This window comes from Sanguibacter sp. Z6_81, assembly GCF_057180625.1.
This window is the reverse complement of the sequence record NZ_JBXUFV010000003.1, coordinates 72,266-85,039: the sequence shown is the minus strand read 5'-3', so window position 1 is coordinate 85,039 and position 12,774 is coordinate 72,266. Positions and strand designations below refer to the sequence as shown.

11 protein-coding genes are annotated in these 12,774 nt (G+C 71.1%); 3 read left to right on the top strand and 8 right to left on the bottom strand.

Going from position 1 to position 12,774, the window contains the following annotated elements; genetic code table 11:
* Window positions 1-3: 3 nt before the first annotated feature.
* The 4 genes from AC2AXK_RS08770 to AC2AXK_RS08755 all read right to left on the bottom strand — a co-directional run bounded on the left by AC2AXK_RS08770 (window position 4) and on the right by AC2AXK_RS08755 (window position 3,940).
* A complete protein-coding gene (locus AC2AXK_RS08770; RefSeq protein WP_484344991.1) occupies window positions 4-801 on the bottom strand; it encodes an exodeoxyribonuclease III in 798 nt (265 codons plus the stop codon).
* Between the two features lie 6 nt (window positions 802-807).
* The gene (locus AC2AXK_RS08765; protein ID WP_484344990.1) at window positions 808-1,713 is read right to left on the bottom strand and encodes a bifunctional methylenetetrahydrofolate dehydrogenase/methenyltetrahydrofolate cyclohydrolase; all 906 of its coding nucleotides are present in this window, start codon (window positions 1,711-1,713) and stop codon (window positions 808-810) included.
* A 122-nt stretch (window positions 1,714-1,835) separates the two neighbouring features.
* A complete protein-coding gene (gene glyA, locus AC2AXK_RS08760) occupies window positions 1,836-3,137 on the bottom strand; it encodes a serine hydroxymethyltransferase (RefSeq protein ID WP_484344989.1) in 1,302 nt (433 codons plus the stop codon).
* A gap of 269 nt (window positions 3,138-3,406) precedes the next feature.
* Complete coding sequence (locus tag AC2AXK_RS08755) at window positions 3,407-3,940, bottom strand: GNAT family N-acetyltransferase (protein ID WP_484344988.1); 534 nt, start codon at window positions 3,938-3,940, stop codon at window positions 3,407-3,409.
* Window positions 3,941-4,044: 104 nt separating this feature from the next.
* Between AC2AXK_RS08755 and purU the strand changes: the two genes are divergently transcribed.
* Entirely contained in the window at window positions 4,045-4,914 is an 870-nt protein-coding gene (gene purU, locus AC2AXK_RS08750) for a formyltetrahydrofolate deformylase (RefSeq protein WP_484345398.1), read from the top strand.
* A 48-nt stretch (window positions 4,915-4,962) separates the two neighbouring features.
* Here the strand turns inward: purU and AC2AXK_RS08745 are convergent, their stop codons facing one another.
* From AC2AXK_RS08745 to AC2AXK_RS08730, 4 genes are read right to left on the bottom strand one after another with little or no spacing between them, the layout of a single operon-like run.
* Complete coding sequence (locus tag AC2AXK_RS08745) at window positions 4,963-6,192, bottom strand: sugar ABC transporter permease (protein ID WP_484344987.1); 1,230 nt, start codon at window positions 6,190-6,192, stop codon at window positions 4,963-4,965.
* Window positions 6,189-6,959: an ATP-binding cassette domain-containing protein gene (locus AC2AXK_RS08740; protein WP_484344986.1), complete on the bottom strand. Its 771-nt coding sequence runs from the start codon at window positions 6,957-6,959 to the stop codon at window positions 6,189-6,191. Before AC2AXK_RS08740 ends, AC2AXK_RS08745 begins: the two co-directional genes overlap by 4 nt.
* A 2-nt stretch (window positions 6,960-6,961) precedes the next feature.
* On the bottom strand, window positions 6,962-8,059 hold the full coding sequence (locus tag AC2AXK_RS08735) for a substrate-binding domain-containing protein (RefSeq protein WP_484344985.1): 1,098 nt from the start codon (window positions 8,057-8,059) through the stop codon (window positions 6,962-6,964).
* Window positions 8,056-9,264 (bottom strand): ROK family transcriptional regulator, encoded by a 1,209-nt coding sequence (locus tag AC2AXK_RS08730; RefSeq protein WP_484344984.1) that lies wholly within the window; start codon window positions 9,262-9,264, stop codon window positions 8,056-8,058. Before AC2AXK_RS08730 ends, AC2AXK_RS08735 begins: the two co-directional genes overlap by 4 nt.
* A 366-nt stretch (window positions 9,265-9,630) precedes the next feature.
* On the opposite strand from AC2AXK_RS08730, the gene AC2AXK_RS08725 reads away from it, so the two are divergent.
* Together AC2AXK_RS08725 and AC2AXK_RS08720 are read left to right on the top strand one after the other, a co-directional pair.
* A complete protein-coding gene (locus AC2AXK_RS08725; RefSeq protein ID WP_484344983.1) occupies window positions 9,631-11,079 on the top strand; it encodes a glycoside hydrolase family 10 protein in 1,449 nt (482 codons plus the stop codon).
* A gap of 255 nt (window positions 11,080-11,334) precedes the next feature.
* Window positions 11,335-12,774 carry a glycoside hydrolase family 10 protein gene (locus AC2AXK_RS08720; RefSeq protein WP_484344982.1) on the top strand — a complete coding sequence of 480 codons (1,440 nt, stop codon included), beginning with the start codon at window positions 11,335-11,337 and terminating at the stop codon, window positions 12,772-12,774.

The window sequence follows — 12,774 nt, the reverse complement described above, 5'->3', positions numbered from 1 at the left end:
GCGTCAGAAGGCGTACTCGACGACGAGCGGGGCGTGATCGCTCCAGCGCTCGTCGTGCGCCGCGGCACGGTCCACCTGGGCCGTCGACGCGAGCTCGCCGAGGGCGGGCGTGGCGAGCTGGTAGTCGATCCGCCAGCCGGAGTCGTTGTCGAACGCCCGCCCCCGGTTGGACCACCACGTGTACGGTCCGGGGCCCGGGCCGCCGAGCCGGCGCCCCAGGTCGTCCCAGCCCGCCGCGAACCACCGGTCGAGGTAGGCCCGCTCCTCGGGAAGGAACCCGGCCTGCTTGAGGTTGCCCTTCCAGTTCCGGATGTCGTCGTTCGTGTGCGCGATGTTGAGGTCGCCCGCGACGAGCACGAACCGCGCGTCCGCGAGCTCCTCGAGGCGCGCGGTCACCTTGTCGAGGTAGGCGTACTTCTCGTCCATCTTCGGGGTGCCGACGCTGCCGGAGTGGATGTACGCCGAGACGACCGTGAGCAGGTCCCCGGACGGCAGCCGCAGGTCGGCCTCCACCCAGCGGCCGGTGTCCACCGGAACCTCGGTCGCGCCCGCGCCGAGCCCCACCCGGACGGCCTCGAAGGGCAGCCGGCTCGCGACAGCGACACCCGCGCGGCCCTTGATGTCGCACGCCTGGTGCACGCTGTGCCAGCCCGGCCCGAGGAGGTCCTCGAGGATCTCATCGGTCGCCCGGACCTCTTGCAGGAGGAGCACCTGGGGGTCGCGTCGTGCGAGCCACTCCCCCATGCCCTTGCGGTACGCGGCACGGATCCCGTTGACATTGACGGTGGCGACGGTGAGCATCGGCCCCTACCTGCCGTTCTCGTCCGACGCGGCGGCGGCCTCGCGCTCCGCGGTCGCGACGACGTTCGCCAGGAGCATCGCCCGCGTCATCGGACCCACCCCGCCGGGGTTCGGTGAGATCCACCCCGCCACCTCGGCGACGGCCGGGTCGACGTCGCCCACGATGCGGGACCTCCCCGTCGCCTCGTCGGTCACCCGGCTCACGCCGACGTCGACGACCACAGCGCCCGGCCGCACGTCCTGCGGCTTGACGATCCCCGGGACACCCGCCGCGGCGACGATGACGTCGGCGGTGCGCAGGTGGGCGGACAGGTCCCGGGTGCCCGTGTGCGTGAGGGTGACGGTCGCGTTGACCGCGCGACGGGTGAGCAGCAGGCCGATCGACCGGCCCACCGTCGTGCCACGGCCGACGACGACGACGTGCTTGCCTGCAAGATCGATACCGTTGCGGTCGAGGAGATCGATGATGCCCGCGGGCGTGCAGGGCAGCGGCGAGGTGATCGTCTCGTTCGTGCGCAGCACGAGGCGACCGAGGTTCGTGGGGTGCAGCCCGTCGGCGTCCTTGGCCGGGTCGACGAGCTCGAGGACGGCATTCGTGTCGACGCCGCGCGGCAGGGGCAGCTGGACGATGAACCCCATGCATGCCGGGTCCTCGTTGAGGCGCCGGACAGCGGCTTCGATGTCCGCCTGGCTCGCGTCCGCGGGCAGGTCCTCACGGATCGACGCGATGCCCACCTCGGCGCAGTCGCTGTGCTTGCCGGCGACGTACTTCGTCGAGCCGGGGTCCTCACCCACGAGGAGCGTGCCGAGGCCGGGGGTGATCCCCCGCTCGCGGAGGGCGTCGACACGCACCGCGAGCTCGGACTTGATCTGCTTCGCTGCGGCCTTGCCGTCGAGAATCTGTGCGGTCATGAGGTCTCCTCCACCGGGAACGGGACGGACGGCGCGGGGCCCGCAGCGTGCTCGCTGGGGCCCCGCACCGGGGTGAGGGTGCTGTCTGTGACGCTCGAGACTGTCTGTACAGCGCGAGGCCGTCAGTACTGCTCGAGGCCCGGGTACAGCGGGAAGTCACCCGTGAGCTTCTGGACGCGGGCGCGCAGGGAGTCGACGTCGGCGGCCGCGCCGGACACGAGCGCCGTCGCGATGATCTCGGCCACCTCGGCGAACTCGGCGTCCCCGAACCCGCGAGAGGCGAGGGCCGGCGTGCCGATGCGCAGACCCGACGTCACGCGCGGCGGGCGCGGGTCGAACGGGACGGCGTTGCGGTTGACCGTGATGCCGACCGCGTGCAGGAGGTCCTCGGCCTGCTGGCCGTCGAGCTCGGAGTGACGCAGGTCGACGAGCACGAGGTGCACGTCCGTCCCGCCCGTGAGGACCGAGACACCGGCACCCGCGACGTCGGGCGCGGTCAGGCGCTCCGCGATGATCCGGGCTCCGTCCAGGACGCGCTGCTGGCGCTCCCGGAACTCGGCCGAACCGGCGATCTTGAACGCCACGGCCTTCGCGGCGATGACGTGCATGAGCGGGCCGCCCTGCTGCCCCGGGAACACCGCGGAGTCGATCTTCCTGGCGAACGCCTCGCGGGAGAGGATGAAGCCGGAGCGGGGTCCACCGATGGTCTTGTGCACGGTCGAGGACACGACGTCGGCGTACGGCACCGGGCTGGGGTGCAGGTCCGCGGCGACGAGCCCGGCGAAGTGCGCCATGTCGACCCACAGCTTGGCCCCGACCTCGTCGGCGATCGACCGGAAGGCCGCGAAGTCGAGCTGGCGCGAGTAGGCGGACCAGCCACCGATGATGACGTCCGGACGCTCGGCGAGCGCCGTCTCGCGGACCTTGTCCATGTCCACGAGGTGCGTCTGCGGGTCGACGCCGTACGCGGCGACCTCGTAGAGCCTGCCCGAGAAGTTGATCTTCATGCCGTGCGTGAGGTGCCCGCCGTGCGCGAGCTCGAGGCCGAGGATCTTGTCACCCTTGTTGATGAGGGCGTGCAGGACGGCGGCGTTCGCCGTCGCACCGGAGTGCGGCTGGACGTTCGCGTGCTCGGCGCCGAAGAGCTCCTTCGCGCGCGCGATGGCGAGGACCTCGGCGACGTCGACCTGCTCGCAGCCGCCGTAGTACCGCTTGCCCGGGTACCCCTCGGCGTACTTGTTCGTCAGGACGGAGCCCTGGGCCTCGAGGACGGCGCGCGGGACGAAGTTCTCGGAGGCGATCATCTCGAGGGTGTCGCGCTGCCGCGCGAGCTCCCCGTCGAGGACCGCGGCGATCTCCGGGTCGACCTCGGCGAGGCCCTGGTTCATGACGGTGTGCTGGCTGTTTCCGGTCTGGGCGGTCATGCGTCTCCTTGCAGCGCGGGACGGCGGTCAGGCCCCGGCCGGGGACCTGCTCGCCTCGTGTACCTGCTGTGCGTGAGGGGCCCGGCCGTCGCGGCACCGCACACACGTGTGTGGTGACCGGGGCCCAGGCGAACGACCCGAAGTCTTCGAGAACACGTCACTCCCCGGTGGTCATCCACCATGCCCGCTGCCGACCGTGCGCACAGGGTCCTCAGACACCGTGCGGGACGGACGGGGTGCGGGACTGCGCCAGTCGCGACACCGCGATCCTACACGGGCGACCCGGAAGACTCCGACTCCGACTCCGCGGCATCCTCGGCCCCGGACTCGCCGAGGATGCGGCGCAGGTACGCATAGGTGAGGTCGCCCGCCACCCGGTCGTGCTGGTGCTCGTAGCCCTGCTTCTCGTAGAGCGCGAGGTTCTGCTTCGAGTCCTTGCCGGTGAAGACCCAGATCTCCGTGGTCTCCTCCGGCAGGTGCGGGAGGACAGCGAACATCATCTGCGTGCCGATCCCCTTGCCCTGGAGGTCGGGGGCGACGGCCAGACGCCCGAGCGTCGCCTTGCCCTCCTCGATCTCCACCCGCACAGAGCCGACGAGGCGGCTGCCGGCCCAGGCACCGAGCGTCACGACACCCTCCGCGGCGAGGTCGGCGCGCAGCTCACCGAGCGTCTGGGTCAGCGGCGGGATGTTCGGGTCCCCGTACAGCTGGGCCTCGGTGACGAACGCGGCACGGCGCAGCGTGAGCAGCTCTCCGGCGGCGTCGTCGGTGACCAGTCCGATGGTGATGTCCAGATCGCTCATGCACGTATCGTCTCAGACTCCGTGCGCACACCCCGCCGCCGCACCACCCCTCGGGCACTACCCTTGGCCGGGTGACATCTCCCGCCACCTCCTCCCCCGCGAACCTGCCCACGGCCGAGCAGACCGGCGCTCGGACGCACTGGGTCCTCTCCCTCTCCTGCCCCGACCGGCCCGGGATCGTGCACGCCGTCGCCGGCCTGCTGGCCGCGCACGGCGGGAACATCACGGAGTCCCAGCAGTTCGGCGACCCGGACACGAACCTCTTCTTCATGCGCGTGCAGGTGCAGTCGGCCGCGTCCCGGCAGGAGCTGGCGGACGCCGTCGAGGAGCTCGCGGCAGAGTTCTCGATGAGCTGGAACCTCGATGTCGTGGGGCGCCCGGTCCGGACGCTCGTCATGGTCAGCCGCGCCGCGCACTGCCTCAACGACCTGCTGTTCCGCCAGCGGTCGGAGGACCTGCCCCTCGACATCGTGGCCGTCGCCGGAAACCACAGGGACCTCGAGTCGCTCACCGAGTTCTATGGCAAGGAGTTCCACCACATCCCGGTCACGAAGGACACGAAGGCCGAGGCGGAGGCGCAGCTGCTCGCGCTCGTGCGGGAGCTCGACGTCGAGCTCGTCGTGCTCGCCCGGTACATGCAGGTGCTCTCGGACGACCTCTGCCGCGAGCTGCAGGGCCAGGTCATCAACATCCACCACTCGTTCCTGCCGAGCTTCAAGGGCGCCAAGCCCTACCACCAGGCGCACGACCGGGGCGTCAAGCTCATCGGCGCCACGTCGCACTTCGTCACCGGGGACCTCGACGAGGGTCCGATCATCGAGCAGGACGTCGAGCGGGTGGACCACTCCCGGACGACCGCCGAGCTCGTCGCGCTCGGCCAGGACGTCGAGCGGCGGGTGCTGGCACGCGCCGTCCGGTGGCACGCTGAGCACCGGGTCCTGCTCAACGGCCACCGGACCGTCATCTTCCGCTGACGGCCCCGCGCGCGTCCCGGACCGTCACCAGCGCCCCGGGGTCGACCGTCACCAGCGCCCCGGGGTCGCTCTCGAACGGGCGCGCCGGGCAGCGGTGTCGATCATGATCGCCAGGACGAGCACGACGCCGGTCACCATGTAGTAGACGTCGACGCCGAGGTTCATGAGCGTGAGCCCGCTCGAGATCGCCTGGATGACGAGGATCCCCAGGAGCGCAGCCCACGCGCTCCCGCGCCCCCCGAACAGGCTCACGCCCCCGATCAAGGCTGCCGCGATCGCCGTGAGGGACGCCTCGGTCCCGCCACTGCCCTGGTTCGCGGCGGCGAGCCGGCCCACGGCCAGCACCCCGCCCACCGCGGCCAGGGAGGAGCAGGCGACGAACACGGACACCGTGACCCGCCGGACAGGCAGCCCCGCCCGGCGTGCCGACTCGACGTCACCGCCCACCGCGCGCACGACACGCCCCCATCGTGTCCGGCGCAGCAGGAGGTCCGCCGTGGCGACGAGCCCGACGAAGACGGTGAACATGGCGGACAGACCACGGTCGGTCCCGAGGTGCGCCACACCGCAGACGAGGACGACCGCCAGGACCCCCACCCGCAGCCACAGGGACCGCCAGGACGCGACCGGCAGGTCGGCGTGCGCCCGACGGGAGCGCTCGATGAGACGGCTCGCGGCGTACCCGGCGACGACACACCCGACGAGCGCGTACGCGAGAGGTTGCGGCAGGAACATCTGCTGGGCGAACCGCACGAGCCACGAGTCCAGGGGCATGCTCACGGACCCCGTGCTGCCCAGGACCCGCAGCTGCAACCCGAACGCGACGAGCAGCCCCGCGAGCGTGAGGACGAAGCTCGGCAGACCCAACCGTGTGCTCAGCAGGCCGTAGACGAGACCGAAGGCCGCGCCGAGCGCGACCGCGGCGACGATCGTCACCGCGAGCGGGGCGTCGAGCCGCATGAAGGCCACCGCGACGACGGCGGACCCGAGTCCGCTGACGGCTCCGACCGAGAGGTCGATCTGCCCCACGAGCAGGATGAGGACGACGGCGAGCGCGAGAACGCCGCTCGAGCTCGACTGGAGGGTGAGGTTGACGAGGTTCTCGCTCGCCAGGAACGTGGTGTCGAGCACCTGGAAGACGACAGCGATGAGGACGAGCACGCCGACGACCGGGAGCGCACCGAGGTCCTCGCCGCGCAGCCGCGCCAGCACCTGCGCGCTCCGACCCCCGCCTGTCGGGGTGGGGCCTGCCGTCACCGAGCGCGCGGGGGCGGTCATCGGGCCAGCCCCGGTGCGGCACCGGTCACGGCAGCGAGCAGGTCCTCGTAGGTGGTCTCGCGCGCCGGGAAGAGTCCGTTGACGCGGCCCAGGCGCAGGACGGCGATGCGGTCGGCCACCGCGTGCACGTCGGCCATGTTGTGACTGATGAGGACCACGGCATGACCCCGTTCTCGGAGGCGTTCGATGAGATTGAGGACCTCGGCCGTCTGCGTCATACCGAGGGCTGCGGTCGGCTCGTCGAGGATGACCACACGCGGCTCGCCGAGGAGCGCGCGGGCGACGGCCACGGCCTGCCGCTGGCCTCCCGAGAGCGCGGCGACGGACGCGCGGACGGACGGCACCCGTGCGGCGAGCTGGCCCAGGAGCTCCCACGCCCGACGTTCCATCGTCACCTCGTCGAGCAGGGCACCGCGCCGCAGCTCGTTGCCGAGGAACAGGTTCTCGACGACGTCGAGGTTCTCGCACAGCGCCAGCTGCTGGAACACCGTCGCGATACCCCAGGAACGGGCCGCAGCGGGCGACGCGAAGACGACCGCCTCGCCGTCGACCAGGACCTCGCCCGCATCCGGCCGTGTCACCCCAGCCATCACCTCGACGAGAGTCGACTTGCCCGCACCGTTGTCGCCGACGACGGCGAGCACCTCGTGCGGGCGGACGTCGAGGTCCACACCGACGAGTGCGCGCACCGCTCCGAAGCTCTTCGATACCCCGCGCAGGCTGAGGACGGGCGTGCCGCCCGGGGCCGCGGTCGTATTCGTCACCATGATCACCTCTCCTCCGCCGGGAGCAGACCCACGGCGGCGCACGCCTGCTCGTACGGCTGGACGCAGATCTCGTCGACCGTGAAGACTCCGCCGTCGATGAGCACCTCCTGGATGGTCTCGCGCATGACCGCGACGGGCTGCAACAGCTCGGCCGGCACACCGTCGACGGTCTCCGAACCAGCGGTCCCAGATCCGTCGAGCAGCCCGACCGCCAGCTCCGCGGCCGTGCGGGCCTGCTCGGCGATCGGCTTGTAGACGGTCATGTGCTGGTCCCCCGAGACGATCCGCTGCACCGCCATGAGCTCTGCGTCCTGACCGGTCACCGGCACGCTACCGAGCCCTGCCGCCCGCATGGCCGCGACCGCGCCGCCCGCTGTGCCGTCGTTCGCCGCGTACACGGCGTCGACCTCCGCGCCATACAGGGCCAGCTGTCCGGACACCCAGTCCTGGGCCTTGTCGGGGCTCCAGTCGGGGGTGTCGTACTCGGCGAGCACCCGCACACCGCTGCCGGCGAGGGCGTCGTCCAGACCTTCGCGCAGTGCTGCGGCGTTCGTGTCGGTCACTGCTCCGTTGACGACGAGGATCCCACCCTCGGGCTCCCCCGCGGCCTCGAGCGCGGCGAGGAGCGCCTCACCCTGGAGCCGTCCGATGCGCGTGCTGTCGAAGGACACGTAGTGGTCCGCACCGGCAAGGAAGCGGTCGTACGCGACAACCGGGACGCCACGGTCCTGGGCCGCGGCGACGATGCTCGCCGCAGCCGCCGCGTCGACGGCGTCGAGGACGAGGACGTCCGCGCCCTGGGTCAGGGCAGACTCGGCCTGCTGCTGCTGCCGTGCGGGGTCCTGGTTCGCGTTGGCGTAGATCACCGCACAGTCCGCGCACCGGTCAGCCACGGCCCCGACGAACACCGGCCTGTCGAGGCTCTCGTACCGGGCCGTCTTGGACTCCGGGAGCAGGAACGCGATGGTTCCTCCTGCGGCACCGGGGGTGGCGCAGGCGACGAGCGGCAGGACGAACGCGGCGAGCAGCGCACCGGTCGCGCTGCGACGTGCCGCGTCCCGCCGTCTCCGGGGCCCGCTGCTCGGGGGCATGGTCGTCATGGTCGTCCTTCGTCCTGCGTCAGCACTGCGGGCAATGGTCCCCCGGCGATCTGTGCGCGGTCCATGGCAAGCAGCAGGGCGCCCCGCACCTCGGCCAGGTTGCCGAGGTCCGACGTGACGACGGGCACCGGCCCCGCCGTGCTCTGCACGGTGTCGCGCGCGAGTGCTGCTCGGAGCGGGTCGAGGACGAGGTCCCCGGCCCGGGCGAGGGGGCCGCCGAGGACGACGACCTCGGGATCGGCGACGGCGCACAGGACGGCGACCGCGTGCCCGATCCGCTCCCCTGCCGCGGCCAGCACCTCACGGCAGGGGTCATCTCCGCTCGCGGCCAGGGTCAGCACCTCGTTGAGGCTGAGGTTCCCGTGACTGTCCTGGAGCGCACCGAGCAGGGCGTCGGTGCCTGCGTAGGTCTCGAGGCATCCGCGCTGCCCGCAGCGACACAGGGGTCCGCCGGCCTCCACCTGGAGGTGGCCGATCTCACCGGCTGCTCCGCTGCGGCCGTGCATGAGCGACCCGCCGACGACGAGGCCCGCGCCGATGCCGTGCGAGGCACGCACGTAGACGGCGTGCTCCCGGCCCCGCGCCGCTCCGGCGCGGACCTCGGCCAGTGCGCCGAGGTTCGCGTCGTTGTCGACGTACACCGGTACGCCGAGCTGCTCCGAGAGGAGGTCGGGCACGCTCACGCTCTGCCACCCGCGCAGCACCCCGACCGTCGACACGCGCCCCGTGCGGGGATCGACCGCGGCGGGCACCCCGACGCCCACCCCGAGCACCTCGGCCATCGTCGCGTCGACCTGGTCGACGAGCTCCGCGAGCAGGATCCCGGCACGGTCGAGTCCGTTGTCTCCTCGATGATCGGGCGGGAGGGGCATCCGCTGCTCAGCGATGATCCGGTGGGCGGTGTCGGCGAGCGCGACGCGCAACGACCGGGTGCCGAAGTGCACCCCCGCGACGAGCCCGAGGTTGCGGGCGAGCGTCACCTGCTGCGCCCGCCGCCCGCTCCGTGACGTCGGAGCCGTGTGCAGGACCCCGATGGAGCTGAGCTCCTTGACGATGTTCGAGACGGTCGCCGGCGACAGCCCAGTGACCCCGGCGAGCTCGACCTGCGTGAGCGAGCCGCGCTGCTGCACCGCGGTGACGATCCGGGCCCGGTTCGCCTCGCGCAGCGAGGTCTGCGAGCCGGGCGTCGTCCGGTCCTGTCTCACGGTCGCCAGCGTACCGTCGGGCGGGCCTCGCGACCTTCGGCGCCCGACGACCTCCCGGCACCGTCGGCGGAAGAGGGGTCGGCACGGGCCGACGGGACATGACGTCGCCGGCTGGGCCGCGCGGTGAAATCTATCGGGCGCCATCCGCCGGGGAGACCCCCCGGCGGCGACCGGTGTACGGACGAAGCCCTCGGGGCGCCTCTCCATGCCGGAGATGAAACGTTTAAGGGGGTGTCGAAAGTTCACGAAACTTGTCGCAACCTCTTGACCGCATCGGGTGAAACGGTGAGTGTGTGACGAGCGCCCCAATCCGGGCGCTCCGGCCGCGCAGCGACGCGTCGACCGGGAGAGTCCAGTGGAGGATCAATGACGAACCCACCCATGTTGACGCGGTTGAGGGGCGGCTCCGCGAGCCGACGCTCACGCGCCAGCCGTACAGTCTTCGGCGCACTGGCCACGGCCTGCGTCGCGGCAGTCACCCTCAGCACGATCCCCGCAGCAGCGGCCGGATCGACGCTCGCGGCGGCAGCTGCCGAGACGGGCCGGTACTTCGGCACGGCGATCGCGGCCAACAAGCTCAACGACTCGGCCTACACGACCATCGCGAACCGCGAGTTCAACATGATCACGGCCGAGAACGAGATGAAGATGGACGCTCTCGAGCCCAACCAGAACCAGTTCAACTACACCAACGGCGACCGCATCGTGAACTGGGCACTGCAGAACGGCAAGCAGGTGCGAGGCCACGCCCTCGCCTGGCACTCCCAGCAGCCCGGCTGGATGCAGAACATGTCCGGCACCGCCCTGCGCAACGCCATGCTCAACCACGTCACCCAGGTCGCCACCCACTACAAGGGCAAGATCTACGCCTGGGACGTCGTCAACGAAGCCTTCGCCGACGGCTCTTCCGGCGCCCGCCGCGACTCCAACCTCCAGCGCACCGGCAACGACTGGATCGAGGCCGCGTTCCGCGCCGCCCGCGCCGCCGACCCCGCCGCCAAGCTCTGCTACAACGACTACAACACCGACAACTGGGCGCACGCCAAGACCCAGGCCGTGTACAACATGGTCAAGGACTTCAAGGCCCGCGGCGTACCGATCGACTGCGTCGGGTTCCAGGCCCACTTCAACAGCGGCAACCCGGTCCCCTCCGACTACCACACGACGCTCAGCAACTTCGCCGCCCTCGGCGTCGACGTCCAGATCACCGAGCTCGACATCGAGGGCTCCGGCTCCTCGCAGGCCCAGCAGTACGACGGCGTCGTCCAGGCGTGCATGGCCGTCGCCCGCTGCACCGGCATCACCGTCTGGGGCGTCCGCGACCCCGACTCATGGCGTGCGAGCGGCACCCCGCTCCTCTTCGACGGCTCCGGGAACAAGAAGGCGGCCTACACGTCCGTCCTCAACCGTCTCAACGGCGGCGGCGGCAGCCCGGCGAACCCGGGCACCGGCAACCCTGGAACAGGCAACCCCGGAACCGGCACCCCCACCGACCCTCCGCCCACGGACCCCGGCACCGGTGCAGCCTGCACCGCGACGTACTCCGAGGGACAGAAGTGGAACGACCGGTTCAACGGGACGGTCACCATCCGCGCCAACCGCGCCATCACCAGCTGGACCTCGACCGTCACGCTGCGCTCACCGCAGCGCATCACCGCCACCTGGAGCGGCACCCCGACCTGGGACTCCTCCGGCAACGTCATGACGATGCGTCCGGCCGGTAACGGCAACCTGGCCGCTGGCCAGACCACGACGTTCGGCTTCACCGTCAACCACGGCGGCCAGTGGGCATGGCCCACGGTCTCCTGCTCCTGAACCTGACCCGGGCCACTCACCCCTGACCAACCCGGGTCACCACACACGACGGCGGTCTGCGCGAGCAGGCCGCCGTCGTCGTGCTCCGGCGTGATGACGCTCGGCCAGCGAAACGTTTCAGACTCGCTGAAATCGCCATGAACAGCACGAAACGCTTGACCTCGCAGGGATCGCCCACGACTCTGAGAACGCGCCGCAGTGCGCGACCTTTCTCGTAGACGCTGGGGTCTGCGGGGCCACTCTCCTGGAGGATCGATGACGAACCCACCCCTCACGCGTGCCCGCAGCGGATCCCGCCGCGCTCCGTCGCGTGGATGCCGCGCTGTGTTCGGTGCCCTGGCCACGGCCTGCGTCGCTGCAGTCACCCTGACCGCCCTCCCCGCCTCGGCGGCCGGCACGACTCTGGCGACCGCGGCAGCCGAGTCCGGTCGGTACTTCGGCACGGCGATCGCGGCCAACAAGCTCAACGACTCGACCTACACGACCATCGCGAACCGCGAGTTCAACATGATCACGGCCGAGAACGAGATGAAGATGGACGCCACCGAGCCCTCTCAGGGCCAGTTCACCTACACCAACGGTGACCGCATCGTGAACTGGGCGCTGCAGAACGGCAAGCAGGTGCGAGGCCACGCCCTCGCCTGGCACTCCCAGCAGCCCGGCTGGATGCAGAACATGTCCGGCACCGCCCTGCGCAACGCCATGCTCAACCACGTCACCCAGGTCGCCACCCACTACAAGGGCAAGATCTACGCCTGGGACGTCGTCAACGAAGCCTTCGCCGACGGCTCTTCCGGCGCCCGCCGGGACTCCAACCTCCAGCGCACCGGCAACGACTGGATCGAGGCCGCGTTCCGCGCCGCCCGCGCCGCCGACCCTGCCGCCAAGCTCTGCTACAACGACTACAACACCGACGACTGGACCCACGCCAAGACCCAGGCCGTGTACGCCATGGTCAAGGACTTCAAGGCCCGCGGCGTACCGATCGACTGCGTCGGGTTCCAGTCCCACTTCAACCCGCAGAGCCCCGTCCCGGCCAACTACCAGACGACCCTGCAGCGGTTCGCCGACCTCGGCGTCGACGTCCAGATCACCGAGCTCGACATCGAGGGCTCCGGTGCATCACAGGCCCAGAACTACGACGCGGTGACCCGGGCGTGCCTCGCCGTCACCCGCTGCACCGGCATCACCGTCTGGGGCGTCCGTGACACCGACTCCTGGCGCGCGAGCGGCACCCCGCTGCTCTTCGACGGCTCCGGGAACACGAAGGCTGCCTACACCTCCACCCTCAACGCCCTCAACTCGGCCTCGAGCACCCCCGTGGACCCCACGGATCCCACGGATCCGACCGACCCCACCGACCCGACCGACCCCACGGACCCGACGGATCCCGTCGAGCCGCCAGCGGGGACATGCTCGGCGACGCTCGCGGTCGCCAACTCGTGGCCCGGTGGGTACCAGGGCACGGTGACCGTGACGGCGGGCTCCGCATCGGTCAACGGCTGGTCCGTGGCGCTGACCCTGCCCGGCGGCTCCTCCGTCTCCAACCTGTGGAACGGAACTGTGTCCGGGTCCGGCCCGTACACGGTGACGAACGCGCAGTACAACGGCTCGCTCGGCGCGAGCCAGTCGACGACGTTCGGCTTCGTCGCGTCCGGTAGCGCACCGAGCGCTGGAGCGGTCACCTGCCGGTGA

What these genes read in the sequence shown, in the direction of transcription:
- glyA (WP_484344989.1), bottom strand. Translation starts at nt 3,137, where the DNA reads ATGACCGCCCAGACCGGAAACAGCCAGCACACCGTCATGAACCAGGGC.
- AC2AXK_RS08725 (WP_484344983.1), top strand. Translation starts at nt 9,631, where the DNA reads ATGACGAACCCACCCATGTTGACGCGGTTGAGGGGCGGCTCCGCGAGC.
- AC2AXK_RS08755 (WP_484344988.1), bottom strand. Translation starts at nt 3,940, where the DNA reads ATGAGCGATCTGGACATCACCATCGGACTGGTCACCGACGACGCCGCC.
- AC2AXK_RS08765 (WP_484344990.1), bottom strand. Translation starts at nt 1,713, where the DNA reads ATGACCGCACAGATTCTCGACGGCAAGGCCGCAGCGAAGCAGATCAAG.
- AC2AXK_RS08745 (WP_484344987.1), bottom strand. Translation starts at nt 6,192, where the DNA reads ATGACCGCCCCCGCGCGCTCGGTGACGGCAGGCCCCACCCCGACAGGC.
- AC2AXK_RS08770 (WP_484344991.1), bottom strand. Translation starts at nt 801, where the DNA reads ATGCTCACCGTCGCCACCGTCAATGTCAACGGGATCCGTGCCGCGTAC.
- AC2AXK_RS08735 (WP_484344985.1), bottom strand. Translation starts at nt 8,059, where the DNA reads ATGACGACCATGCCCCCGAGCAGCGGGCCCCGGAGACGGCGGGACGCG.
- AC2AXK_RS08740 (WP_484344986.1), bottom strand. Translation starts at nt 6,959, where the DNA reads ATGGTGACGAATACGACCGCGGCCCCGGGCGGCACGCCCGTCCTCAGC.
- AC2AXK_RS08720 (WP_484344982.1), top strand. Translation starts at nt 11,335, where the DNA reads ATGACGAACCCACCCCTCACGCGTGCCCGCAGCGGATCCCGCCGCGCT.